A 24,125-nucleotide genomic window follows, 5' to 3' on the forward strand; every position below is an offset into this window, starting at 1 on the left:
CATCGGAGGTCAGGTCCGTACCGCTGTGGTGGACCTGGTGGTGTGGGCGGCGGAGCAGGCCCTCCAGCCGGTGCTGGAGGCGCTGGGCAACTCGTGGCTGTCCACCCCGGATCTCACCGGCAACGAGCACGTCAAGGCGTTCTGGACGACCAGTCTCATCGCCGCCAACGGTGTCTTCGTCCTGTTCATCGTGGCCAACGGGTTCCTGGTTACGACCCGGGAGACCCTGCAGACCCGGCATGGCCTCAAGCAGGTCCTACCCCGCATCGCCGTCGGCGCGGTGCTGGCCAACAGCAGCCTGATCATCGGCCAGAAGGCCATCGAGGCGACCAACGCGCTGACCGTGGCCCTCGCGGGCAACAGCGTCGACGGTCCGGCCGCCGCGACCGCGATTCGGCAGATCACCGATGACGCGCTACGGGGCCAGGGGTTCCTGATGGTATTGCTGGTCATCGCGGTGGTCGTGATGTGCCTCCTGCTGGAGTTCACCTTCGTGCTCAGGCTGGCCGCGCTGGTCGTCCTGCTCGGTATCGCCCCGGCCGCACTGATCTGCCACGCCAGCCCGCTGACCGAGGGCCTGGCCCAGCTGTGGTGGCGCGCGTTCCTGGCCTGCCTGGGCCTGCAGCTCGGCCAGGCCGTCGTCGTGATGGCCACCGTCAAGGTGTTCCTCACCCCCACCGGTCCGACCGTGCTGGGCGTCCCCTCCACCGGCAACGGGCTCCTCGGTGTCGTGGTCTGCCTAACCATGTTGTGGCTGCTGATCAAGCTGCCGGGCTGGATGCGGCAGTTCGTTCTCGGTCCGCTCGGACAGAGCAACGGCCGAGGGCTGCTCGGACAGCTTGTCCGCGCCTTCGTGATGACCAAGACGTTGGGTGCGGCGGCCGGCATCCTGGGACGGACGGCAGCATCGTCCCCGGCCGCCGGGCGGACGCCGCCCCGTCCGCCCGGAAGCCGTCCACCACCTGGTGGCCCTCGTCCGTCCCGTCCGCCGCGCCCGTCCCGTCCGGGGTCGACTCCCCGTCCGCCGTCCCCGGCAGGGCCGGTCGCCTTCAGCCATGCCCCGGTCACGCACACGCCGCTGCCCGCACCGGCCGGGACGAACGCCGCCCCCACCTTCAGCCACCCGGCGGACCCGTCCATCCCGACAGCCGCGCCGTCCGGTGCTGCCCCGCCGGTGCGGTTCTCCCACCCGGCATCGCCCCAGTCGAGTCCGCCGTCCCCGGCCCTCCCACCGGCCCGAGTCGCGTTCAGCGACGCCACGACCACCACCGCGCGGCCAGCAACCAACAGCCCGGCACCGGTAGTGACGTTCTCGTCAGCACCCACGCCGCAGACTGCGCCGCGCCGGCCACCTGGCCCCGTCACACCGGTGTTCTCCACCGCCCCGGCGGTCAGCGGCCCACGAGCCTCGACCCCTCGGACACGGCCCACGGCGGCGCAGCGCGCCACCCCAGACGGCCCGGCCGCCGCCACCCCGGCCGCCCCGTCCACCGCCCGGCGAGCCCCGTCCGCCGGCCCGCGCCGACCCCGGCCACCAGCCTCGTCCGCAACACCGTCCCCGGACGGGCGTGGCGCGGCGGTCCCCACCCCGTCACGACCGTCCCCGGCGACAGGCACGACAGCGGCGGGTACGGGTGCCGTCCGCAGCGAGTCGTCCCCGCCGCCGGCCCGTCCGTCCGCCCCGGCGCGACGCCGGTCATCGCGCCCGAGGAGTGATCAGTGATGAGTCGTCGCGACGACGAGGCGCCGATGCGGGCTCGGGTGCCCGCAGACATCGACCGGCCGGACCGGATCGCGTTCGGCCTGTCCGGACGGCAGTTGGTGATCCTGGCGGTCACGGGCCTGCTGCTCTACGCGGTGTGGACGGCGGTGGCCACGGTGGTGCATCCGCTGGTGTTCCTCGCCGGGGCGGTGCCTGTCGCCGCTGCGGCGTTCCTCCTCGCGGTCGGCCGCCGTGACGGTGTCAGTCTCGACGCCTGGGTCCTCGCCGCGTTGCGGCACCGTTACGGCCCACGTCGCCTCGTGCCGGCCGACAGGCCGATCATTCCCGCACCGGCGTGGGTGAGCACGACCGGTGGCCCGGGTGACCGGATTCCGCTGCCCGCGCCGCTGTGCCTGCCCGCGAGGGGCGTCACCGGCGACGGGTTGATCGATCTCGGGGCGGACGGCACCACTGGCTTGGTGGCCGCGTCGACGGTGGCGTTCGGGCTGCGTACCCCCGCCGAGCAGAACGGCCTGGTGACCGGGTTCGCCCGGTGGCTGCACAGCCTCGACAGCCCGGTGCAGATCGGTGTCCGGGCGCAGCGGGTCGACCTGACCTACCTCGCCGAGCGGTTCCTCACCGCTGCCCCAGGGCTGCCGCATCCCGCGCTGGAGGAGGCCGCCCGCGCGCACGTGGCGTTCCTCGCCGACCTGGCCGGGCAGCGGGAGCTGCTGCACCGGCAGATCACCGTTGCGGTGCGCAGCCGGAGAGGCGCGCACTACGCCGTCCACCAGGCGGCCGAAACGGTCCGCGCGTTGGGCGGCTGCGAGGTTCCCGCCCGGCTGCTCGACGGGCGGGACGCCGTGGCCCGGCTCGCGACCAGCCTCGACCCCACCGCCCCGACCCGCATCCCCTACGCCCCACCTGACGGAGGTGACGACCGGTGAACCTGTTCTCCGCGCTGCTGCCGGCGCGGCGGCGTGTCACACCCGCGTCGGCCACGGTCCTGCCCGGCTCGCCGGACGCTGTCGATGTCGACGGACGCCACGTCCGGGTGGGGGACGGCTACCTGGCGACCCTCGCCGTTGTCGGCTACCCGGCCGAGGTCGGCCCCGGCTGGGCTGAGCCGCTGCTGTCCTATCCGGGCCTGGTCGACGTCACCTTCCATATCGAGCCCGTCCCGCCGGTGGTGGCCTCCGAACGGCTGCGTAAGCAGCGGGGCCGGTTCGAGTCCTCCCGCCGCCAGGATGCCGCCAAGGGGCGACTCGACGATCCCGAACTCGATGCCGCCGCGGCTGACGCCGCCGAGTTGGCTACCCGGGTCGCCCGAGGTGAGGCCCGCCTGTTCCGTTTCGGCCTGTACCTGACCGTCTACGGCAGCAGCCCGGACGATCTCGCCGATCGGGTGGCGGAGGTGCGGTCCCTGGCCGCGTCGCTGCTGCTGAACACCGCGCCGGTGACGTGGCGTCAGTTGCAGGGCTGGATCAGCGGCCTCCCCCTCGCGTACGACGCACTCGGGTTGAAGCGGGTCTTCGACACCGATGCCCTCGCCGCGGCGTTTCCGTTCACCAGCCCCGACCTGCCCGACACCGCAGGGGACACCGGCATGGGGGTGCTGTTCGGGTTGAACCTGCACTCGGCCGGGGTGGTCGTGTGGGACCGGTGGGCGCAGTCCAACTACAACGCCGTCATCCTGGCCCGCTCCGGGGAGGGCAAGTCGTACCTGGCCAAGCTCGACCTGCTGCGCAACCTGTGCCTCGGGGTGGAGGCGTTCGTCATCGACCCCGAGGACGAGTACCTGCGGCTGGCCGATGCGGTCGGCGGGACGGTCGTCCGCCTCGGCGTGGCCGGTGTGACCATCAACCCTCTGGACCTGCCGGCCGGTGACGACGACGCCCTTCACGATCGGGCACGGTTCCTGCAGACCCTTGTCGCGGTCATGGCCAGCGGCGACACCGCTGTCGACGCGCCGTTGCCCGGCGACGAGGCCCGTGCCCTCGACGTGGCGGTGCTGGCCGCCTATCGGGCCAAGGGCATCACCACCGATCCGCAGACCTGGAGGCGTCCCGCACCGCTGCTGCGGGAGGTGATGGCAGCCCTCGACGACACCGATGAGGCGGGCCGGCGGGTCGCCGCCCGCCTGCACCCGTACGTGATAGGCAGCATGAAGGGACTGTTCGACGGACCGACCACCACCGCCCCCGAGGGGCACCTGGTGGTGTTCGCCCTCAAGGACCTGCCCGAGCAGCTGCACCCGGTCGGCACGCTGCTGACCCTGGACACGATCTGGCGCACCGTACGGGGAGCCACCTCCCGTGGCGGTCGCCCGGACGTGCTGCGGATGGTGCTGGTCGACGAGGCGTGGAAGCTGTTGTCCGGTGGCCGTGGCGGCCGTTTCCTGCAGACCCTGGCCAAGTCCGCCCGCAAGTACGGCACCGGCTTGACCGTCGTGACCCAGGACGCCGCCGACGTTCTCGCCACGACCACCGGCCGGGCCGTCGTCTCCAACGCCGCCACGCAGATCCTGCTGCGGCAGGCACCGCAGGCCATCGACGCCGTCACCGAGGCTTTCGGCCTCACCTACGGCGAGCGGGCGTTCCTGCTGTCCTGCCAACGGGGGGATGCGCTCCTGTCGGCCGGGTCGGCGCGGGTGGCGTTCCACAGCCACGCCTCGGCCACCGAACACGAGCTGATCCTCACCGGCCCGGTCGCCGGCCCCCGCCCGTCGTCGACCGGCAGGTGAGCGCTTCTCGAACGGAGATGTCCATGATTGCCGCCATCGCTCTGTATGTGTTGGTGCCGCTTCCTCCCGCTGTGTGCGTGCCCGGCCGTGAGGGGGTGCCCGGGTCGTTCGTCGGTGAGCTGTGGTGTGGCACCTGGGGTACCGGTGCTACCGACGCCGGATGGCACCTGGTGCGGGATCGGTGGCCGCTGCTGCTCGCCGCCCTGACCATGCTCGCCGCCGTACGGGTGGGGTGGGCGGTGTGCCGGCGGCAGGTCTGGCGTCGGCATGCCGCGCGGGCGCGGTGGTTGGAGATCATCCCGCCGGTGACCGCGACTCCGGCCGCGACGGTCGGCCTGTGGCGGCTGCTCGCCACCGTGTTACCCGCCCCACGCCGGTGGGCGTTGCGGCCGACGCGGATCGTCTGGGAGGTTGCCGCCGACCCGGACGGGCTGCGCTGTGGGCTGTGGCTCCCGCCGGGGGTCAACCCGACTGCGGTGGTGCGGCTGCTGCACCGAGGCTGGCCGGGCGTCCGCGCTGCCCAGTGCGCGCCTCCGGCGGTGTCGACGGTGGGGGCGGTGGTCGCGCTTGCGGTGCGGCCCACCCGACCGGAGTGGCTGCCGCTGGTCGACGACACCACCCCGGCGTCGCGGCGGGGGATGGACGTCGCTGCCCCGGAGGACGATCGGCTGCGCGCCGTCTACGGCGGGTTGGTTTCCGCCGGGCGCACCGGCGGCGCGTTGCTGCAGGTCCACCTCGGTCGGGCACCGGCCCACCGGCTGCGGCAGCTCCGCCGGGCGATGACCCACCCGCACTATGCCCGCCACCCCCGAGGCGTCGCCCGCGCCGTCCTCCAGGCGACGCTTGACCTGATCACCCCTGGTCTCGGCATCCGTCGGAACCCCACCGGTCGGCTGGACCCGTACGCGGCGGAGCTGGCGCGGCAGGCGCGGGTGAAGTTCACCGACGCGCCGCATCTGCTGGTGGCCGTGCAGACGGTCGCGGTCGGCCCGACCCGGGCTGCCGCGTCGGCTGCCGCCGCCGATGCGAGTTCCGGCTTCGGGCTGCTGTCGCCCCACTTCACCCGCCGTCGGCTCCGGCGCGGCACCCGTGCTCTGGTCGACCGGTGGGTGCCGGTGTCCCGGATGAGCCTGGCCGGCATCGGCGACGCCGCCGCGCTCGCTGGCCTGCCCGCCGAACCTACCGCCTACGGCCTGCCCGGCGCGGCATCGCGCCGCCGGGCCGCCACCCGCGAGGTCTTCCGCACCACCGGCCACGCCACGGACGGCCCCGACACCGCACCGGTCGAGGCGACCACCGTCGACGCACCCACCGTCTGGAGCAACCCATGACCCTCACGGACCCGGGGGTGACCCCGTCCGATCCCGGCCCGGCAGGCCGCCGGCTGCGTCTGGTGCCGCGCGAGCAGCGGCACGGCCTGGGCGGCAAGGTCATCGGGGTCGCCAACGCGGGGCCCGCGATGCGGGTCGGGATCTCCCTGACCGACTGCCGCTACCACGTGCACGCCCTCGGCCCGACCGGCACCGGCAAGACGACCCTGCTGATGCGGATGATCCTCGACGATGTCGAAGCCGGGCGCGGCGTGGCCGCGTTCGACCCGGCCAAGGGCGACCTGATCCGTGACCTGCTCGCCCGGCTACCCGCGTCGTGTGGTGACCGCCTGGTGCTCATCGACCCCGACGAGCGGGCCGCGCCACCGGCGATCAACCTGCTCGACCCGAGCGTGCACGGCGGCAGCGCGCACGACGTGGCCGCGAACCTGACGGCGGTGATGGCGAAGGTGTGGTCGCGGTGGTGGGGGCACCGCACCGCCGACATCTGCTACCACGGCCTGCTCACCCTCGCCCACTTCGACGACGCCACCCTCGCCCACCTACCGAGGCTGCTGTCGGACGCCTCGTGGCGGAGCGACCGGGTGAACGCGGTGGTCAGCAGGTTGAACGCGTGGGAGGGCAACACCCTCGGCGAGTTCTGGGAGGGGTTCAACGACCTGCCCGCCGCGCAACGCTCCGGTCTCGTCGCTCCGCTGTTGTCCCGGCTGCGGCTGGTGATGGCGCACCCGATGGCGAACAGCCTGTTCGGCGTGCCGGCGACCACGTTCTCTTTCGCCGACATCCTCGACGGTGGTGTGCTGTTGGCCCGGCTACCCAAGGGCATTCTCGGTGAGGACGGCACCCGCCTGGTCGGCTCCCTGCTCCTGGCCGGGCTGTGGCAGGCCACCACCGCTCGCGCCCGCATCCCCGAAGACGACCGCCCCGACGCGATGATCGTGCTCGATGAATGCCACAACTTTCTGCACCTGCCCATCGGCATCGATGACGCCCTCGCCGAGGCCCGTGGCCTGCACACCTCGTTCGTCCTGGCCCACCAGTACCTCGGGCAGTTGTCGGCGGACATGGTGGCCGCGATCGACGCGAACGCCCGCAACAAGGTGTACTTCGCCCTGGCCCCCCGCGACGCCATCGACCAGGCCCGTCACCTGCGTCCGTACCTCGACGACGGGGACCTGATCCGCCTCGGTGGCTACGAGGTCGTCCTGCGGCCGGTCGCCGGCGGTCGGGTCCTGCCACCGGTCACCGCTGACACCGAGCCGCCACCACCGGCGCAACCCGGCCGCGCGCACGCGTTATGCCGTGCCGCCCGCGACCACACCGGCCTCGCCGTCGCCGAGCGGCGGCGACTGCTCGGCGAAGCCGCCACCTCCTCTGCCCACGTCGAGCCACCGGTGCCCGCCGACCCTGCCGTCACCGAGTTGGTCGGCCACAACACGTTCGTCGACCCCGGGTGGTCTAACGAGAGCTCCAACGAGCGATCCAACGAGTACTCCAACGACCGTGACCAGCCGGGTGAACACACCCCCATGAACACGTCGTACGGGCACGTCGACGGCGGTGAGGAGGACTGGTGGACCGGAACCGACTGATAAGAGATATCCCTCCCACCCGCACGTCAGCCACCGGTAGGTCCCGCCTCACGGCGTCCGTCGTGGCCGCCGAACTCGGCCGGCTCACTCCCCGAGACCGGCTCCTGCTCGACCTGCTCGACCAGCACCGGACCTTCACCACCGACCAACTCGTCGACCTCGCGTTCGGCTCGGTCGGCCGAGCCCGCAACCGCCTCAACACCCTCCACGATCGAGACATCCTCGACCGGTTCCGCCACTACCAGCGGCCCGGCTCGCAAGCGTGGAGGTGGACCCTCGGCCCGGTCGGCGCGGCCCTGCTCGCCGCCGGACGAGGCGCGCCGTTGCCCCGTCCCGCCGCCGTGCGCGACGCTACCGCCCGACTCGCTATGTCCCCGACGCTGGCGCACCTGCTCACGGTGAACGGGTTCTTCGTCGCGCTCACCGCCCATGCCCGCGCGCACCCCGGCGCGCGGTTGGCGCGGTGGTGGAACGAGGCGCGCTGCCGTGAGGCGTGCGGCACCCTGGTCCGCCCGGACGGACACGGCGTGTGGACGGACCAGGGTGCGGTGTTGCCGTTCTGGGTCGAGGTCGACCTCGGCACCGAAGCCCTGAGCCGGGTTGTGGGCAAGCTGGGCGGCTACGCCGCACTGCCGCCCCGCCGCGCGTATCCGGTGCTGTTCTGGCTGCCCACCGCCGCCCGTGAGACAAACGTGCACGCCCACCTACGCCGGGTCGGGCTACCCGACGGGGTGACCGTCGCCACCGCCACCGCCGACCTCCGGGGTCCGGCGGGGCCGGTCTGGCGGGTGGTGGGTCACCGGGACCGGGTGAGCCTGGCCGAGCTGCCCGCGCCGATCACCGACGGTGTGCCGTGGGACGGGTAGCCGTGGCGATCGCGGTGGGACTCGCCGGGGCATTGCTGCTGGTCGCCGCCGCCACCGCTGGAGTCGTCTCGTCAGTGATCGGCGGCGGGGGTGCGGGTAGTTGCGTCGGGGCGGTGCACCCGGACGCGTACGCCACACACGAGACGCGGGCGACAACAGCCGGTGCGACGTCGCCTGTCTGCGCGGGGGTGTCGGTCGGCGGGTGGACCCGTCCGGTGGTGGGGGAGGCGGGCTCCGGCTTCCGCACCGGCGACCGGCCCGGCCACGACGGGGTCGACATCATGGCGGCGAGAGGGACGGTTGTCCGGGCGGCGGCGGGCGGTGTCGTCGTGCGGGTGCGCTGCAACGTCGGCGGTGACTCGTGGGAACCCACCGGCGGGCCGATGCCGTGCGACAGCGACGGATACCCCGGCCTCGGCGGGTGCGGCTGGTACGCGGAGATCCGCCATCCGGGCGACGTGGTGACGCGTTACTGCCACCTGATCCGACAGCCGACCGTGACGGTAGGTGAGCCGGTGACGGCGGGACAGCCGATCGGCCACGTCGGCAGCTCCGGAAACTCCTCCGGCCCGCACCTGCATTACGAGGCCCACGAAGGTTATCCCGCCACCGAGGACAACGCCGTTGACCCCATTCCGCTTATGCGACGCAAAGGGGTGCCCCTGTAAAGCGGTGAAACGATTTTCCGCACCATACGAAAGTGTCCACGACGGCCGCCGTCCGCCGCGCATTCCGGCCACAGGTACGGGGAGTGTCGCCGACAGTGGGGAGGATGCCGCCCCGCCCTGCCGGCGTGTCGCCGCCGTCCCTGTGCAGCGGTAGGGGGGGGCGGCGCGGCAGGGGCGTGGCGGCGATGTGAGGGTCGTCAAATGGCATCGCGGCACGCGGTCGCGGATTTCCGAATGGAGCGCGACGCGAACCATTTAAAGAGTCTTGGTGGGTGGGGTTGACAACTATCGGGCGTCGAGCGTCCATGGACGTGGGCAACAAAAACCGCCCCAGCGAAACCGCAGAAAAGGATGCGCGCCGCGCATGCGGAATCGCTATTGTCGACCCCTTTTTGTGGAGGTGTTCTGCCATGACCGCAAACATCAGTCTCACCCCCGGCACCCACGAGGCCCGGTCCGCCGTCGTCGAGGAACTGCGTCGCCACCCGGGCGTCACCGCCCGCAAGTTGGCCGGACAGGGGAACCTGCCGCTGTCGGTGGTGACCGAGGCGCTCGCGGCCATGGAGGCCGCTGGTACCGCCGCCCGCACCTCCGACCCGGCCAAGGGCAACCGTAAGAGCGCTGACGTCTGGCACCTCACCCCCGACGCCCCGGCGGCCGATGACGCGTCGCCGGACACCGCACCCGAGCAGGAGGCCCCGGACACGACGCCGGATGCCGCCATCGAGCCCGCCGCCCTCACCGACGACGCTGCGGCGGCCGATGACGCGACGTCCGACCCGACCGACGCGCCGTCGCCCACCGGTGACGTCCCGGCGGCTGACGCGGTGACCACGCCCGACGCGGCTGTCACCGACGATGCCCCGACCGGCGGCGATGCGCCGACGCCCATGAGCGACGCCCCGACGGCTGAGACGACGATGCCGGAGGCTCCGGTGTCCGGGGTGCCCGCCCCGGTGTCCGGCGTGCCCGTGTCCGGGGCACCGGTCGGGGCGCAGCCCGACCTCAAAGTGCTGATCATGGCAGGGGTGCTCGGTGGGCACCCAGACGGCATCACGGCCGACTCGGCGATCAACGAGAGCGGCCTGTCGGTGGCGATGGGTGACACGATCCTCGCCGCGATGGAGGTTGCCGGGGCCGCCCGTCGCCTGCCGGTCACCGAGGACGGTGACGAGCTGTGGGTGATCGGCGACGGCGACCTCGCCACGGTGGACCCGGCCAACGCCCCGACGCACTCCACGTGCCCGACGTGCGGGCACACCCGCAAGATTCGCCGCCCGTCGGCGCGGCGGGTGGCCGGCACCGGTCGTGGAACGGGTGAGGTCAACAGCGACGGGTCGGCCAAGCTGGGCAAGAACGAGTTGCGTAACCGGGTCGAGGCGTTCATGCGTGACCTCGGCCCCGGCCACGAAGTCACCCCCGGCACCGTCGCCCGGGAGATCGGCGGACGTAGCCCCGGGGCGGTCCGCAACGGCATGGACAAGCTGACCGGGTTCGGGGTGCTGATCCTGACGCGGGAGGCCCCGGAAACCTACGCCCTCGCGGACAACCCGCCCGCCCCGACTGTCGAGGTTTGCGCGTTCATGGCCGCGCCCCAGACCGACACCACCTCGCCCGCCGGTGACGAGACCAGCGCCGACGAGGCCGGCACCGATGAGGCCGCCGCCGTGCCGGTGGCGGCCTGACCTACCGCCTCGCCGGGGCCGGGCACCACGCCCGGCCCCGGCACCCGCACGCCCACCCACCAGCGCCACGGAAGGAACAGACCATGGCCACCCCCGACGACCACCCCCACGGCCCGGTGCACGCGCCGGGGTCGCTGCGCTGCCCCGAATGCGGGGAACCGGCCCGGACCGTGCCGCCGCGTGACTGGACCCTCGACGGGTTCGCCTCACGCCCGGTCGCGTCGCACCACGACGGCACCCCGCTATGCCCGGTGCCCGGCCCGAACGGTTCGCAACCGGCGGACCCGATCGGCGTCCCGGCACGGCTGACCATGTGGCAGGCCGTACGGCAATCGTGGCTCATCCACCCTGACTGGACCGTCGCCGATCACCTCGCGTGGCTCGATGACGAGGACTACGACACCGCCACCCTGGCCGGCGACCCGGCGGAGGTGGTCGGGCGGTGGCTGGCCGAGCACCGCCGTGCCGCCCCGGTGGCCTCACTCGCCGATGACCCTCGCGTCTATGTGGTTGCCGGGGGCGACATGGTGGCCGTGTTCGACTCGGCGGACGAGGCCGACGTCATGGCCGTGACGATGACTGCCGCGCACCTCGAACCGGTGAGCCGGTGTCTGACCGAGGCGCAATGGGAACAGGCGCACGCCGTACTGCGGGCGCAGCTACCGCACGTCACCGTGACCGATGCCCGGCCCACCCGCGCCGACGGTGCCTCGTGACCGGCCCATCGGCTCCCGGCCCGGCCGCCGACCGGCCCGGCATCCCGCCCTCGCTGGCCGCGCGTCCTCACGACGCGCGGCGCGGCCTGCCCATCCCGCCGGTCAACATCCACCCCGACTCGACGGGCGGCGGGTCACATGTGGACTTCACCACGATCAACACCACCGTCTCGACCCGCCTTGCGGTCGAACGGAGGTGCTCGCTGTGCGGTGAGCCGATGGGCTATTGGGTGGCGTTCCTCGGCGGCCCCCGGGCCGCTGAGCTGATGCGCTACGCGGACCCGCCGGGCACCCCGAGTGCATGACCGCCGCCCTGTCACTCTGCCCGCACATCGCGCTTGGTCGGCACCGCCGCGCCCGAGCCGACCGGCCCGGGGCGGGCATCGTCCCGCCGGGGTCGCACGGCGACAAACCCGACCGGTACCTGTTGGGCATCACCCGCGCGTATCGGACCCGGTTCATCCCCGAACACGGGTTCACCGTGTATCTACCGGCCCCGTTCAAAACCGTGCACACCTACGTGTACGGGCCGGACGGGCGGCTACGCCCGGCCACCGACACCCGGTAGGCCGCGCCCGGCGGTGGGCGTCAGATTCGCCGCAGAAACCTCCATCGACTCGAACCGATCGCCTTGATCGACACGTGGAGGTAGGAAACATTGATATTGACGGCGCGGCCGGGGGCGCCACCCCGGCCCGCCGCCCACCCGAACACCACACGACAGGGAAGGGGTGCCACCGTGGCACACGAACTGGAAACCCTCGCCAACGGCCAGACGGCCTTCGCCTCCGCACGGCTGACCGCCTGGCACCAACTCGGCACCGTCACCGACTCGTGCATGACCGCGCAGGAGGTCATGAGCAAGGCGTGGCTCGGCGGCTGGGAGGTTCGCAAGATCGCCCTTCAGGGCATCGAGGTCACCGAGCGTGGGGTGACGAAGGTCGACTGCCCCGACAAGTACATGACGGTGCGCACCAACCCGGCCACCGGGCAGACCGAGTACCTCGGGGTGGTCGGCGAGGACTACTCGGTGGTGCAGAACGAGCAGGTCGCCGAGACCCTCAACCTCCTGGTCGACGCCTCCGGCGCGCACTTCGAGACCGCCGGCTCGATGCGCAAGGGCCGGTCGGTGTTCGTGACCATGAAGCTGCCGACGGCGATGCGGATTGCCGGGGTGGACGACATGGACCTGTACCTCGCGGCCACCACCTCCCACGACGGCACCGCCTCGTTGCGCCTCGATGCGACCCCGGTGCGGATCGTGTGCGCGAACACCCAGGCCCTCGCCTACCAGCGGTCGCGCAGCTCGTACACGTTCCGGCACACCTCGAACGTGACCAGCAAGATCGCCGAGGCGCGGCAGGCTCTCGGGCTGATGTGGACGGCGTTCGACGCGTTCGAGACCGAAGCCGAGAAGATGATCAACGAGTCGTTGACCATGGGCGAGTTCGAGAAGATCGTCGCTCAGGTGTGGCCCCTCGCCGACGACGCCTCCGACACGGCGCGTAACAACGCGAAGCAGCGCACCGCGACGCTGCGCTACCTGATCCGGGACGCGGACACGCAGAAGGCGATCAAGGGCACCCGGTGGGCCGGCTACCAGGCCATCACCGAGTACGTTGACCACTTCGCCCCCGCCAAGACCAACCTCGTCCGCGCGACGCGGGCGCTGACCGGTGCCGGAGCGGACCTCAAGGCCCGCGCGTTCGAGCTGCTGGCGGTCTGAGGTGGGCCGGCATTGGGGCCGGCGCGGGAACACCCCGCCCGGCTCCGGTAGCGGCGCGCACCCCGCCGCCGACACCACCCCCACCCCGCCCGCCTCGACACCCCCGCCACCGGAGCTTCCCGTGACGACGCCGGAACACACCGCCGGGACCATGATCGCGCTGGCCAACCGGGTGTGCGCGAACTTCGCGGCGGCCGAGGTCGCCCGCGCACTCGCCGAACACTCCACCAGCCAGGCCGAACACGCCACCCTCACCGCCCGCGCCGAGCACTGGGAAAGCCTCGTCAACGAGCAGTGGAACGCGCTGTGCGGGGCGATCTGGGCGACGGCACCCGGCGGCGCGCAGGTCGAGCGGTTCCTTCCGGTCCGGCCGCTGACCACCGGCCACGTCGAGCTGCGAGTCCACGACACCCACGCCCGCCGCCTCGTCGTCCTGCTCACCGGCGCACAGGCCCTCGCCGTGGGCGCGCACCTGACCGCGTACGGAGCGGTCAGCCTCGACCGCAGCGGCCAGAAACTCGACCCCGGCCTGCCCCACGTGAAGGCCGCACCACCGTTCCCCACCGAGGGGACCACCTGGCCACCGACCACCCCCGGCGGTGCCGACGGCCCACCGGCCGCCCAACCCTGACCGCCGACGGGTGCCGCGCGGTCCGGTCCCATCCCGGGCCGCGCGGCACCCCCTGAGAACGGCTATCCCACGAGCACGCACCCCTGAACGGAGTCCTGATGTACCGGTCCCTGGAGTACGGCGACACCGCCCGGATGATCAACCCGGCCGACCCGGTCGAATACCGCCTCGGCACCGTCACCGATGTCCGCTATTCCACCCCGCACACCACCTACGCCCGCAGCTACACCCTCCGCTTTCCCACCGGTGACGAGCGCACCTACCCGGCGGAGAACGTCAGGCGGGCCACCCGCGACGACGACCGCGCCGCCCTGGAGGCCGCCCTCACCTCCGCGTGCGTGGCGGTGCGCGAGGCCTGCCGCATCGCCCACGACTACGACGCCGACCTCAGCACCGGCACGGCGAGCCTGCTGCGACGCCTGGTCGACCTCGCAACCCTGCGCCTCGGCCTGACCCTCGGCCCGGCCCACCCCATCCCGCCGCAGCCCACCCGCAACGAGGACGGAGGCGACCAGTAATGCCACCCCACTCCCCGCAACCGGCACGACCCGCCCGCCCTGCCGAGAGCGCAGGACTCGACGCGAGCGTGGCACCGGTCCCGGAACCGTTCTACTGCCGCCGCTGCCGTCGCGCACTCAACGTCCGCCTCAACAACCGGGGCCTCATCGTCGAGTACCTGCACGCGGCCGAGCAGCGCGGCCAGCCCAGCGACCACCGCCCCGAGCCCGCACCCGTCACCGAGATCCCCGATCCGATCATCGACTGCGACTTCTGCTCCGCACCGGAGGCCGCCTGGATATACCGGTGCGCCAACCAGATCACCGACGCCCGCCGAGTCACCGCACAGGTCATCGCCGTAGGCGACTACCAGACTCGACACCACGCTGCACGGGTACGCCGCACCGACACCGAGCACGCCTTCACCCAGGCATGGGGCGAAGGCTGGTCGGCATGCGACGGCTGCGCCGACTTCATCGAGGCCCGAAACCTGTACGGCCTGATCGGGCGGGTGGTCGAGGCCCTGCCCGCGAAACTCACCCGAGGCAAACACCTCATGCGCACCCGAGGCCAACTCCACGAACGGTATTCCGACGTGTTCGCAACCCTCGTCCCCGGCCGAGGCCGGATCGCGCCTGGCCACCCGCTCGGCATCTGGACCCACCCGACGGGGAAGACACCATGACCACCGACACGGGGACGCCCGGGTGGCCCGTCCTCACCCACGCGAAGGCCCGCCGCCGGGTCGGGCCGGTGTGCGGGGCGGAGCGCGTGCCGGTGGGCCGGATCACCGAGGACCCGCACCTTGTCACCTGCCCCGACTGCGAAGGGCTGGCCGACATCGACGCGCTCCCCGACGACGCCACCGCAGGTGACCCCCGTGTCATCGAGTTGCTGCGCGAGGCGAAGGGCGGCGCGTGCCGCAAGATCGACGGGGTGCTGGTGGACGCGACCTCCGCCGCCGCGATCCTGACCGTGTACGACGCGCTCAAGCCCGCCACCCGCGCGAAACTGGCCGCGCTGCGCATCGACCGCATGGCGCAGGTGGCCTGGAAGGTGCTACGCCCACCCGCGTGACCGGGTGGGAACGGTGACCGGCGGGCGGACCCGGAAGTGCGGGCACCGCCCGACCGGTCACCTCGCCCGCTGCGGGGCCGCTGAACACACGGCCCCCACCGAGCCAGGACGTAACCGACCCTCCGGCCCGAGCCACCGCCACCTCGACCATGCGAGCGGCAGCCGCTGGCCGGAGAGGAAGATGAACGGCGTGGCACGACAGGTCATCGACGGACGGACCGCCCTCGACCGGGCCGGAGTCGCCGCGCACACCGGCGCGGCCTACTCCACCGTCATCCACTGGAACAGCCACCGCGCCCGCTTCGGCTTCCCCGAAGGCTTCGCCCACGACGGGCGGGAGTGGTTCTGGCTCGACGACATCGAGGCGTTCCACACCGCCCACCTGAGAGCGAAACGCGCCGAGCTGACGAAGGTCGACCGCCGCGGTGACCCGGAGGATCTCCTCGGCTCGGGCGCAGCAGCGAAAGTCCTCGGATACGGCTCCTACCGCAACCTGCCCGACACCCTGCTCCACCATCCCGACCGGGTCGAAACGCTGCCCGACGGACGGGCCCGCCGCCTGTGGTTCCGCCGCACCATATGGGCCGTCGCCGACGCCCGCACCGGCCGGCAGTCCACCGGCCGACCCATCGGCGTGACCGGTGCCCGCCAGCCGCACCCGTACGCCGACGACCCGCGCCTCCAGGCCGCCGTCACGCTCCTCGCCGAGGCCGACGCCGCCGGGCAGGACCGGCGCGGGCTCGGCGTGATCCTTGCTCAACAACTCGGCATCACCTCGCGCACCGCGCAACGACTCCTCGCCGCTGCCGCCGACACGACCGGCGCTGCACCCGCGTAGGGGCCACGAGGACCCGCAGAACACGTCGCCCCGGTCCGCCAGCGCGGACCGGGCGACGTGTTCCGCATGCCGACTCAGTCCTCGTCGTCGTCCGCGACGGTCCGAGGCGTCGGCACCTCGATCAGGTAGCGCAGCGCGCCGTTGACGTCGGTGTCTCGACTGGCGGCAGTACGCGCCAACACGTCGTACACGTCAGCGTCGACCTCAACGGTGCGGCGCATGGGCGGATGATCGGTCATTTCTGGTGCCTCCTGACGGTGTTCGGCACGGCTGCCCGACCGGGCAGCCGTGCCTATCCACGTTGAACTCCACGCCCCGATCAAGACCGCCGGTCAGGGCGAACCGGGGCCGGGGACACGGGCCTCTGCGCGAGCGAGGCGACGAGGTGAGGCTCACCGGCTGCGGACGGCGGACGGGAACCGACGGCCGGAGAGGTCTTCGGCCGGATGGCGGCGAGGAGTTCCGATACTCCGCTGTTGCGGAGGGAATGGCCGTTGCGGCGTAACCGGCGCGCGAGGGCATCGCGGCTGACCGTGTGGCCTTCGCGGATCAGCTCGTCGCGGGCAGTACGAGCGGCGGGCAGCAGCGGCACGAGATCCGCAGACAGGCCGACGTCATCGTCCGCGTCGATCTCCCCGGTGGAAGCTTCATTCGCAGGTGGCCCACTGTCCCAATCATTCCGGAGCCGGGGGCCCTGCGAGCTGTGGGCGGCCGGGCGCTGCTCGGGAACGGGTATGACCTCCGGGCGCGACCGATCGACATCGTCGTCATGGCATTCGAGTGCGGGATTCGGATGGGTTGGTGCGGCGTCATCGGGAACCGGCGGCTGCGCTATCGCGGTGGGGGCGGCGGTGGGTGGGGGCGTCACTGTGGCGGGTGTTGGTCGGGGGTTCTCGGATTCGCGGCGGCGGGCGGAGAGTTCCACCAGGGAGACGGACGCGACGATGATGAGCCCGTCGACGGAGAGCGGCAGGAGGTAGGGCACGGTGCCGGTTTCGCCGTAACGGGCGACGACTCCGACCATGTGGTGGTAGCTGATCCAGGCCGCAATGGCGGCGATGGCCGAGGCGGCGATGACCCGGATCGCACCGAGCGCCCGCTGGTGCACGGGGATACGGGTAACCAACTCCACGGTGATCAACAGAGCGAGGGGTGGCCACGCCGCGATGGCCTGGGCAATCGGGTTCGCCTGCGCGTGCAGGATGTTCGCGGTGACCGAGGCGGCCACCCCCAGAGTCAGGGTGGCGCGCACCGCCCACTGCATCCGACGCAGCCGGGTCGCGGTCATGACGCCCTCCCCGCCCTGGAGGCGGCGGGTGGGAACTGGCGTTCGGCGACGCGGCGGGTGGCCTGCGACGGTTCGGCGTCGACGAGATCAGCGAGGCGTTCCTCCAGACGGCGCAGGGTGCGCCGGACGGCATCGGGGCGTTGCTGCCGGCCGTGGATCCGCATGATCCGCTGGTACAACTCCTCGTTGACCGGGTCGAGGTCGGTGGCACGTTCGAGGGCGGCCACCGCGCGATCGGGATGGTCGGGTTCGAGGATCTCGGCGATGCGGGCGTAGGCGGTGAGGATCTGGTGGCGGTAGCTGGTGGCGTAGTCGACGGCCCACGGGTGGTCGTGGCCTTCGGCGAAGTCACCCGCGTACAGGTCGGTCGCGCGACGTAGCGCGGCGAGCACCTCCTCGTCGTTGTCGCTGGTGGTGGCGTGGTTGATGGCGGTGAGCATGTGCCAGAGGTCCACGGTGACGGTCTGCGGGTCGAGGTGGTACCGGCCGGTGGCGGGGTCGAAGACGATGAACATGTGCTCCTCGTGGCCGCTCGCGGTACGCAGGACACGGCGGGCGGTGGTGATGTCGGTCCGGACGCGTTTGACGGCGGAGGCGGGGTCCACGTCGGGGTGCAGGTCGGCGGTGAGCTGGTGGAGGGTGCGGCCGGCGGGGTGGGCGGCGAGCACGGCGAGGACCATGTAGGAGCCGCTGCGCATCCCAGTGGTCACCGGGCCGGCGGCGGTGGTGACAGTGACCGGGCCGAGGACCCGAAGGTGCACCAGGGCTGCCGGGCTCTCCGGTGGAACCGGGCAGGGCTCGACGGTCGGCACGCTCGGTGTGCCGGCGGCGGCCGGATCGTCGAACTCGACGCCGGGCTCCGGGCGGGCCTGGGCGTCGGTAAGCATGGCCAGGACGGCGGCGAGGTCCCCGGCGCTCAGGGTGGACACCCGGTGCAGGGAGTGCGGGCGGTCGCTGCGGGTGGTGCCATCGCGAGTGATCTCGACCGTGGGAAGGCCGTCGTGAGGGCCGAGGACGATCGGGTGGAGGTCCAGGGCGATGCGGTGGGTGGCGATGGCCTGCACACGGCCCGCGTGCCGAGTGGCCGGTTCGATGAGCAGGACGTACGGCGGCGGGGTCTCGGCATGGTCGCTGCGGGCGTTCACGTCGGCGATGGTGGTGGTATCGAAGGTGTCCAGCAGCCGTCGTCGGCTGGTCATCTCCTCCTCCGCGTGGGCGACGGCGGCGTCGGTGTCGGCGAGGACGACCAGGCGCTCCCCGTCGTACGTGGTGCCCTCGGGGTCCAACCCCACCACCGGGACGTCTGCGGGCAGGAGCTGCCCCAGGAGGTCGGCGGTCGTGACGACGACCGGGCGAGTGGAGGCGGTTTCGGCCGCGCCGGTGGTCAGCACGGCGGCGAGGATTGCGCGGGCCGCCGGTACGGCCCCATCACCGCGTATGGCGAGGCCGTGGCCGGGGAGGCGGAACAGGCTCACCTCGGTGCCGTGGCCGTCGACTCCGATGGGAGCCGGCATGGTCGGGTGAGCGGGCTGTTGGTCGTTGCTGGTGAGGCCGAGGTGACGACGACCGATCGCATCGGCGTGCGCCAGAGGCGGCGGCACCGGGGCAGAGCGCGGCGTGGTGCTTGCTGGCGTGGTGAAGGTCAGCTGAACGTGGCGGCGTCGTTGAAGGCGAAGCAGCGTGGCTACGGCGGCAATGGCGGCGGCCAGTCCGATGCTGATCCAGCCTCGCGCCGGCAACACGATCCCTGTCTCGTCGTACGGCTGAGTGTGGGGCCGCTCGGGGTGCGAGGCCGACGTCGTGGCGCCGGTCGTCTCGGCTGGTGTGCTCAGTGCAGGGGTGTGCGGCGTCGAGCGCTGAGGGGCAGGCGACGTATGAGGGGCGGATGGTGCAGAGGGCGTCGTCTTTGCTTCGGGTGCGGCGGGGCCGGAGTCGCCGGCGGCAGGAGGCTCGGGACGGGGTGGAGCGGGTGCTGATGTGGCCTGGTGGGAGGGGATGGTGAGTTTCCATCCGACGTGGATCGTGTCGGGGTTGGTAAGCGCATAGCCGTTGGCTTGGTGTTGTCCTCGGTTAAGGGTGTAGATCTCCCGCCAACGGGTCGCGTCACCGAGATGCTCGGCAGCCAGTTCCCACAGGGTGTCTCCGGCAACGACCCGGACCTTCTCGCCCGAGACGTGAGGTGGGGGATGGGCGCTGGTGCGGTTGAGGACCGGCGGGGAAGCGTGCCGTGCGGACTCCGTCGTCGGCGGTGGGGCGGCGGATGCTGTTGTCGAGGCGGTAGTGGGCCCCTGGCGGGGAAGCGAAGGGTCGGCTGGCGGCGGTTGGGCCGGGGCATCGCGGGTCGGGGTTGCCCGGTCGGCCGGTGGTGGGTCGGCATCGGCTGCCGTGTGGTCGTGCGCGGCGGCGGGAAGAGCGCCAGCGGTCGTGACGGCGGTAGTACCCAGCAGCGCCGCCGCGAGCGCCTGCAGAGGGCCGGGCAGGTGCAGGGTGCAATGCCACTGCAGGCGGGCGGCGAGGTACTGGAGTGCGTGGTCGGTGACAGCGGCCACGAGCAGTACCCACAGAGCCTCGGCTCCGGCGCACCCCAGCACGGCGATGAAGTCGGCGTTCAATGGCTGGTGCGCCCACGCCCGAAGCTGATCTGTGGAGAGCTCGGAAACGGTGAGCCAGCCGATCTGGTAGAGCAGCGCTGGAGGTGCCAACGCGAGGAGTGCGGTTACGGTGTGAACAGCTGCTGCCGGGACCTGTCTCGCCATGGCCTGTCTCCCGCCGGCGTTGCCGTGGTTGGTGAGACAGACCGTAAGAGTGCGATGGGCAACGGCGGCGGGTTAAAAGCCTTACAGCACCTCACACTTCCTTACATGACCTCACAACAGCAGGTCAGAGCGTTGCTCGGTGAAGACGTTGGAAGCAAGATGCAGCATCAAAGATGATCCTGTTGACTTGTGGTAGGCGGCTCGGTCAGTCGCTACCCTGGTCGGCGTTGCCCTCGTGATCGCCTCGCGGTCTCGGACTTTTCGTAAGAGCTGGTGACGTTGCTCGGCGGTTGGCTCACTGCACCCAGTGCAGGCGGATCGGTGCTCTTGTATTTTCGAGTCGAAACCCGAAACTCAGTTGGATGGGGTACGGCTTCCGTTGCTCCTGGTCCGATATCTGGTTGAAGTGTGGCCTAGTTGTTGGCAGTATGAGCTGTTATGGGTGATGGTTCGGCAAAGCGGAAGAGTGATATCGAGATTTCAATGATTCTGGCTGGCCCTAACGATCTTGATGACGCTATCGGTAAGGTAGTTCGACAGGGCGGTCTACTCGAGGAAGTGATGCGGGAGTGCGTCGCTCTCTTGGGAGGGCTGGGCAACGATGTAGATGTCCTGCTGATGGGGCAGCCTTGGGATTGGATGTACCGGATGGCAGTTCGTTTTCAGCAGGAGCCGGTCTTTGCTACCCGGCGCTGCAACGACAGGGCTTTACCTGCAATTGGTGAAGCACTGTCGGAGGCGGATCGGGTCTGGAAGAAGCGGAATCTTGTTGTTCATTCGGCGTGGGCGGTTTGTCCGTCACTGCTTGGCGGCTCATGCGAGATATCGGCATCGCGTGGTGGAAAGGTTGCCGAAGGCGAGTTTCACGTCGAGTGGAGCAGGCGCGGGAGATCCTCTCGGAGTGTCGACCATCGGCATGTTTGGGAACTTGAGGAGATTATTCTTGAGTTCGAGACTGTGCGGTGCAACCTCGTTGAAGGGCTCAGAGAGTTCACCCCGGATCAGGTTCGCTGAGTCTGGTATTTTAGTGGGTTGCCGTGTTCTCCTATGGAGTTTGGATATTGTCGGGAGATCCAGACAATGAGCGTTGCTTGGCGTCTACATGTATCCCCGCAGGTTAAGCCGAAGAGTGATACCTGTGTCGCCCGCAATCGTCTTGATGAAGCCCTGCATTAGCGCTTCCTCGGCTTTTTCTCGCTGAGGAGAACTATTGTTGCACTATTGTCTGTGCCTGGACGGAATTCGATTTCGATCGGGGTGTCCGTGTCGGCGTCCTCATCTATTTCGGGCCACTCGGCAACGATGGCGTTTGGAAGGACCCTGCGGGTTTGGCCGAGAGGGATGGTTTGCCCAGCGATATTTAGAGACAGTTCGGCTTCAACCATAATTTGGTTTGGCCCTCGATTGACGCTCGCTTTAAGGGATGGGAGGGCTCCAGCCGTGCTGTTTAGGGTCATGGAGGACCATGTGTCGTTAACGACCTCGCCGGCCAGCAGTTTCTGTGCAAGTTGAATATCGATGACCTCATCATCCGTCAACTCGACCGGCAGGGGAAAGAATACGCCGGTTGCCCTCTGAACCTCGTCCAGTGCGCGGACGAGAGAAAGGAGCCGGCCAACGTCTTTGTATGCCGGTGACTCAATTTTAATGGGGGGGGCAGCCTCTCTGTCCTCGATAAGTAATACCAATGAGTTGGGTGGCTTGCATTGTTCGATGAAATGTAGTGCCGGCAGAATAGTGCCAGGGAGAGCATCCTCCGGAAGCTCGAATCTAAATCTGGTTTGTAAGGTGAGATCCTTGGCGTCGGCGCGAATTCTTCCCTGGACGGAGCCCGTGACATCAGTAAAAGTGGCATCAGCCCCTCTTTTGCCTATACCCGTGGTCTTTCCTTGTAGAGGGAGCTGAGCCTTGGTGCGTCCATTTTCGTCAATGACGCGCAGCTGCATGCGGTACTCGGGCAGGTCCAGACCCGCAGGTGGGCCGATGTGGATCTCGCCGCTATTGAAAGTGCCACCTAGTCCGGCGGGCAGGCTAAAGGCGAGGTGCTTAATGTTCTCGGCATGAACGACTGCCGGCGCTCCATAGTCCAGCGCTTCTTGAAAGGCCTTGGCCGACGCTTTACCTTCGATGTTGTTCGGGAATTGAAAAAGGCCGTCTATCTTGAGGGGCTGATCTCGTTCCGCCCCTACATACTTCGGCCATACCGTAACAGCTGCCGTGCCCTCCTTGTCGATTGAGATGCCGAAGGAGTAATGTGGGTCCAAATGATTAAGCCTGTTCGATAGGGCCTTCATTCGATCGACTGCGTCTGGAACGCCGCGAGCCATGGCCGCCGACTCTCTGGATAGCTCGCGCAAGAGTTCAATTGCCTCTTCGTGAGCCCCCTGCGTGTAATACCGGTAAATGTCGGCGTGGCGAGCGAGATTGTTGTCCAGCCAGGTGCGGCCATACCACGAGCATTCGAACTGGTACTTTCCTCCTAGACTATTAAACCAGCGCTCTTCCGCCGGGGTGGGGTCAATTGGTACTACAAGCCTCCATTCAAGCGGTGCGTGTCGTGCAGCGCGTTCCAATGAACGTTCTATCTGTCTCCTCCGCGGCGCTGTAACTCGCCCCGTGAAACTCTTCATCTCGTAAATGATTGACCCGCGCGCAGTCGATATTTGGACGTCTCGTCCGCCGTCGCCTCCAGCTCCGTCAATCCGACGAGCCTCGGGATTTAGCCGACTGACTAGGACTGAGCAAATATCCTCATATGCTTCGGGGCTTAGATCTTCCCAACGTACAGCGCTAGGCATTGCTTCCTCCTTTCTTCTATGTCTTGAAGGTGTCGCGCCTATCCTACGCTCTGGCCTGTCTTGGGAGGCCGTGATACCAGCTAGGGTAGAGAGTATGGGGCCACTATGGTTGATGTCTCCGGCTCTAAACCCCGACCCAAGGGCTCTTGTGCGACCTCGACTTCGTTGGTCTTCAAAAGGTGAGGTTGAGCGAACGCGCGTGTTGCATCAATAACGTCGGCGACCGTGAAGTTGCGGCGCTCGATAAAAACTCGGGCTACCTCTCTATCCACTGGAGTGGGGAGGTCCACCTCTCTAGGGGGCTGGAAGTTGTTTTTCATCAGAACCTGGGCTATACGCCACGTCTCGTAGAAGCATTGCATATACGCGCCGTCGTGTGGCACGGGGCACACTATAAGATTCCGACTTTCATCAAGCCGCACCGCGTCGGTCCTTCCGGCTCGAACGGGCACCACGCCAATCCGTAGTCCGCTTGCGCCCTCGAGTTGTGAGGGGTTGCTCTTAACCGTTGTGCCAACCCAGTGGTCGGGGGCTGAAGAGCCTAGAAATAGGTCGGCCTTCCATAATCCGCGAATACTCTGCGGTAGGCTTGGTCTGGTGCTTGGACGTCGAAAGGCGGAAGCTAGTCCTCCAAGATGCCGCTTCAGCTTGATCGGGCGACCTCGTGTTCCTGCTAACACTAGGCTGGTTTCGGTTATTAACTCCATCCGAGTGTTGATCACCTGCTCTGAGCCGCTTTTTTCGATTGCGAAGAATATGGATTCTGCTTCACCCCTCCGAATCTTGCAGAGCTTCAGTGCGTCGGCGACACGCTCTATGACGTCGGATCGCCTAGTTAATACGGCATCATGGATGGCGTATTCGAAGGCGATCCCAACATCGCCATCGCCTTCTGCGTGTAGCCGTCCAAGCATGTGAAGGGGTAAGGCTCCCCTGGACTTATTCTCTTCAGCATAGCCGAATGGGCGTATAGCTTCAGCGTTGAGTGCCTGTAAAATGGACGCGAGGATTGGTCGCATTATTGCGATCTTCGCCTCCACGGGATCAGCAACAGGCGAAGCTTGGTACTCGGCCCTAATCTGCATCAGAGTCCTCCCCTGCGTCCACCGTCAGTCCGAGCTCAAGAGGGCGACTCTCTGCGCGGCTTATAGTGGCACCCTAATGGAGCGGGTGGGATGGCTGTACATCTGGTCGAGCGGCTGGTGGTGGC

23 protein-coding genes are annotated in these 24,125 nt (G+C 69.5%); 18 read left to right on the plus strand and 5 right to left on the minus strand.

Going from position 1 to position 24,125, the window contains the following annotated elements:
• The first annotated feature begins 28 nt into the window (after positions 1-28).
• From FJK98_RS06125 to FJK98_RS06205, 17 genes are all read left to right on the plus strand, one after another.
• Positions 29-1,723, plus strand: coding sequence for a hypothetical protein (locus tag FJK98_RS06125; protein WP_145922600.1), 1,695 nt, complete (start codon positions 29-31; stop codon positions 1,721-1,723).
• Positions 1,723-2,649, plus strand: a complete 927-nt coding sequence (locus FJK98_RS06130; protein WP_145918156.1) for a PrgI family protein — start codon at positions 1,723-1,725, stop codon at positions 2,647-2,649. The genes FJK98_RS06125 and FJK98_RS06130 overlap by 1 nt, the downstream gene beginning before the upstream one ends.
• Positions 2,646-4,445: a VirB4 family type IV secretion system protein gene (locus tag FJK98_RS06135; protein WP_145918157.1), complete on the plus strand. Its 1,800-nt coding sequence runs from the start codon at positions 2,646-2,648 to the stop codon at positions 4,443-4,445. The genes FJK98_RS06130 and FJK98_RS06135 overlap by 4 nt, the downstream gene beginning before the upstream one ends.
• Positions 4,446-4,615: 170 nt before the next feature.
• A complete protein-coding gene (locus tag FJK98_RS06140) occupies positions 4,616-5,776 on the plus strand; it encodes a hypothetical protein (protein ID WP_145918158.1) in 1,161 nt (386 codons plus the stop codon).
• Positions 5,773-7,368, plus strand: coding sequence for a type IV secretory system conjugative DNA transfer family protein (locus FJK98_RS06145; RefSeq protein ID WP_145918159.1), 1,596 nt, complete (start codon positions 5,773-5,775; stop codon positions 7,366-7,368). The genes FJK98_RS06140 and FJK98_RS06145 overlap by 4 nt, the downstream gene beginning before the upstream one ends.
• Positions 7,369-7,430: 62 nt before the next feature.
• The gene (locus tag FJK98_RS06150; RefSeq protein ID WP_145918160.1) at positions 7,431-8,234 is read left to right on the plus strand and encodes a replication-relaxation family protein; all 804 of its coding nucleotides are present in this window, start codon (positions 7,431-7,433) and stop codon (positions 8,232-8,234) included.
• A 2-nt stretch (positions 8,235-8,236) separates the two neighbouring features.
• Entirely contained in the window at positions 8,237-8,902 is a 666-nt protein-coding gene (locus tag FJK98_RS06155) for a M23 family metallopeptidase (protein ID WP_240762626.1), read from the plus strand.
• Positions 8,903-9,312: 410 nt separating this feature from the next.
• Positions 9,313-10,587 carry a hypothetical protein gene (locus FJK98_RS06160; protein WP_145922602.1) on the plus strand — a complete coding sequence of 425 codons (1,275 nt, stop codon included), beginning with the start codon at positions 9,313-9,315 and terminating at the stop codon, positions 10,585-10,587.
• An 83-nt stretch (positions 10,588-10,670) separates the two neighbouring features.
• Positions 10,671-11,303: a hypothetical protein gene (locus tag FJK98_RS06165; protein ID WP_240762630.1), complete on the plus strand. Its 633-nt coding sequence runs from the start codon at positions 10,671-10,673 to the stop codon at positions 11,301-11,303.
• Entirely contained in the window at positions 11,300-11,608 is a 309-nt protein-coding gene (locus tag FJK98_RS06170) for a hypothetical protein (protein ID WP_145918162.1), read from the plus strand. Before FJK98_RS06165 ends, FJK98_RS06170 begins: the two co-directional genes overlap by 4 nt.
• On the plus strand, positions 11,605-11,871 hold the full coding sequence (locus tag FJK98_RS06175; RefSeq protein WP_145918163.1) for a hypothetical protein: 267 nt from the start codon (positions 11,605-11,607) through the stop codon (positions 11,869-11,871). Before FJK98_RS06170 ends, FJK98_RS06175 begins: the two co-directional genes overlap by 4 nt.
• Positions 11,872-12,042: 171 nt before the next feature.
• Complete coding sequence (locus FJK98_RS06180; RefSeq protein ID WP_145918164.1) at positions 12,043-13,029, plus strand: DUF932 domain-containing protein; 987 nt, start codon at positions 12,043-12,045, stop codon at positions 13,027-13,029.
• Positions 13,030-13,150: 121 nt separating this feature from the next.
• Positions 13,151-13,660 (plus strand): hypothetical protein, encoded by a 510-nt coding sequence (locus FJK98_RS06185; protein WP_240762632.1) that lies wholly within the window; start codon positions 13,151-13,153, stop codon positions 13,658-13,660.
• Positions 13,661-13,758: 98 nt separating this feature from the next.
• Complete coding sequence (locus FJK98_RS06190) at positions 13,759-14,178, plus strand: hypothetical protein (RefSeq protein ID WP_145918165.1); 420 nt, start codon at positions 13,759-13,761, stop codon at positions 14,176-14,178.
• A 68-nt stretch (positions 14,179-14,246) separates the two neighbouring features.
• Positions 14,247-14,843, plus strand: coding sequence for a hypothetical protein (locus FJK98_RS06195; protein WP_240762634.1), 597 nt, complete (start codon positions 14,247-14,249; stop codon positions 14,841-14,843).
• Positions 14,840-15,235 (plus strand): hypothetical protein, encoded by a 396-nt coding sequence (locus FJK98_RS06200; RefSeq protein ID WP_145918167.1) that lies wholly within the window; start codon positions 14,840-14,842, stop codon positions 15,233-15,235. The genes FJK98_RS06195 and FJK98_RS06200 overlap by 4 nt, the downstream gene beginning before the upstream one ends.
• Positions 15,236-15,416: 181 nt before the next feature.
• Positions 15,417-16,073 carry a hypothetical protein gene (locus FJK98_RS06205; RefSeq protein WP_145918168.1) on the plus strand — a complete coding sequence of 219 codons (657 nt, stop codon included), beginning with the start codon at positions 15,417-15,419 and terminating at the stop codon, positions 16,071-16,073.
• A 74-nt stretch (positions 16,074-16,147) separates the two neighbouring features.
• On the opposite strand, the gene FJK98_RS33085 is transcribed toward FJK98_RS06205, so the two are convergent.
• From FJK98_RS33085 to FJK98_RS06215, 3 genes are all read right to left on the minus strand, one after another.
• Positions 16,148-16,294, minus strand: coding sequence for a hypothetical protein (locus FJK98_RS33085; protein ID WP_168222349.1), 147 nt, complete (start codon positions 16,292-16,294; stop codon positions 16,148-16,150).
• A gap of 98 nt (positions 16,295-16,392) precedes the next feature.
• Positions 16,393-17,361: a DUF2637 domain-containing protein gene (locus FJK98_RS06210; protein WP_145918169.1), complete on the minus strand. Its 969-nt coding sequence runs from the start codon at positions 17,359-17,361 to the stop codon at positions 16,393-16,395.
• Positions 17,358-20,117: a BTAD domain-containing putative transcriptional regulator gene (locus FJK98_RS06215; RefSeq protein ID WP_145918170.1), complete on the minus strand. Its 2,760-nt coding sequence runs from the start codon at positions 20,115-20,117 to the stop codon at positions 17,358-17,360. The genes FJK98_RS06210 and FJK98_RS06215 overlap by 4 nt, the downstream gene beginning before the upstream one ends.
• Positions 20,118-20,555: 438 nt before the next feature.
• Here FJK98_RS06215 and FJK98_RS06220 point away from each other — a divergent pair, with 438 nt between their 5' ends.
• Positions 20,556-21,131, plus strand: coding sequence for a hypothetical protein (locus FJK98_RS06220; RefSeq protein WP_145918171.1), 576 nt, complete (start codon positions 20,556-20,558; stop codon positions 21,129-21,131).
• Between the two features lie 158 nt (positions 21,132-21,289).
• On the opposite strand, the gene FJK98_RS06225 is transcribed toward FJK98_RS06220, so the two are convergent.
• Entirely contained in the window at positions 21,290-22,747 is a 1,458-nt protein-coding gene (locus FJK98_RS06225; RefSeq protein ID WP_145918172.1) for a hypothetical protein, read from the minus strand.
• 248 nt (positions 22,748-22,995) lie between these two features.
• The gene (locus FJK98_RS06230) at positions 22,996-24,000 is read right to left on the minus strand and encodes a hypothetical protein (protein ID WP_145918173.1); all 1,005 of its coding nucleotides are present in this window, start codon (positions 23,998-24,000) and stop codon (positions 22,996-22,998) included.
• Positions 24,001-24,125: the final 125 nt, after the last annotated feature.

The organism is Micromonospora sp. HM134 (genome assembly GCF_007833915.1).
GTDB lineage: Bacteria > Actinomycetota > Actinomycetes > Mycobacteriales > Micromonosporaceae > Micromonospora > Micromonospora wenchangensis.

What these genes read in the sequence shown, in the direction of transcription:
- FJK98_RS06130 (WP_145918156.1), top strand. Translation starts at nt 1,723, where the DNA reads ATGAGTCGTCGCGACGACGAGGCGCCGATGCGGGCTCGGGTGCCCGCA.
- FJK98_RS06145 (WP_145918159.1), top strand. Translation starts at nt 5,773, where the DNA reads ATGACCCTCACGGACCCGGGGGTGACCCCGTCCGATCCCGGCCCGGCA.
- FJK98_RS06160 (WP_145922602.1), top strand. Translation starts at nt 9,313, where the DNA reads ATGACCGCAAACATCAGTCTCACCCCCGGCACCCACGAGGCCCGGTCC.
- FJK98_RS06165 (WP_240762630.1), top strand. Translation starts at nt 10,671, where the DNA reads ATGGCCACCCCCGACGACCACCCCCACGGCCCGGTGCACGCGCCGGGG.
- FJK98_RS06175 (WP_145918163.1), top strand. Translation starts at nt 11,605, where the DNA reads ATGACCGCCGCCCTGTCACTCTGCCCGCACATCGCGCTTGGTCGGCAC.
- FJK98_RS06190 (WP_145918165.1), top strand. Translation starts at nt 13,759, where the DNA reads ATGTACCGGTCCCTGGAGTACGGCGACACCGCCCGGATGATCAACCCG.
- FJK98_RS06200 (WP_145918167.1), top strand. Translation starts at nt 14,840, where the DNA reads ATGACCACCGACACGGGGACGCCCGGGTGGCCCGTCCTCACCCACGCG.
- FJK98_RS06205 (WP_145918168.1), top strand. Translation starts at nt 15,417, where the DNA reads ATGAACGGCGTGGCACGACAGGTCATCGACGGACGGACCGCCCTCGAC.
- FJK98_RS33085 (WP_168222349.1), bottom strand. Translation starts at nt 16,294, where the DNA reads ATGCGCCGCACCGTTGAGGTCGACGCTGACGTGTACGACGTGTTGGCG.
- FJK98_RS06210 (WP_145918169.1), bottom strand. Translation starts at nt 17,361, where the DNA reads ATGACCGCGACCCGGCTGCGTCGGATGCAGTGGGCGGTGCGCGCCACC.
- FJK98_RS06215 (WP_145918170.1), bottom strand. Translation starts at nt 20,117, where the DNA reads ATGGCGAGACAGGTCCCGGCAGCAGCTGTTCACACCGTAACCGCACTC.
- FJK98_RS06220 (WP_145918171.1), top strand. Translation starts at nt 20,556, where the DNA reads ATGGGTGATGGTTCGGCAAAGCGGAAGAGTGATATCGAGATTTCAATG.
- FJK98_RS06225 (WP_145918172.1), bottom strand. Translation starts at nt 22,747, where the DNA reads ATGAAGAGTTTCACGGGGCGAGTTACAGCGCCGCGGAGGAGACAGATA.
- FJK98_RS06230 (WP_145918173.1), bottom strand. Translation starts at nt 24,000, where the DNA reads ATGCAGATTAGGGCCGAGTACCAAGCTTCGCCTGTTGCTGATCCCGTG.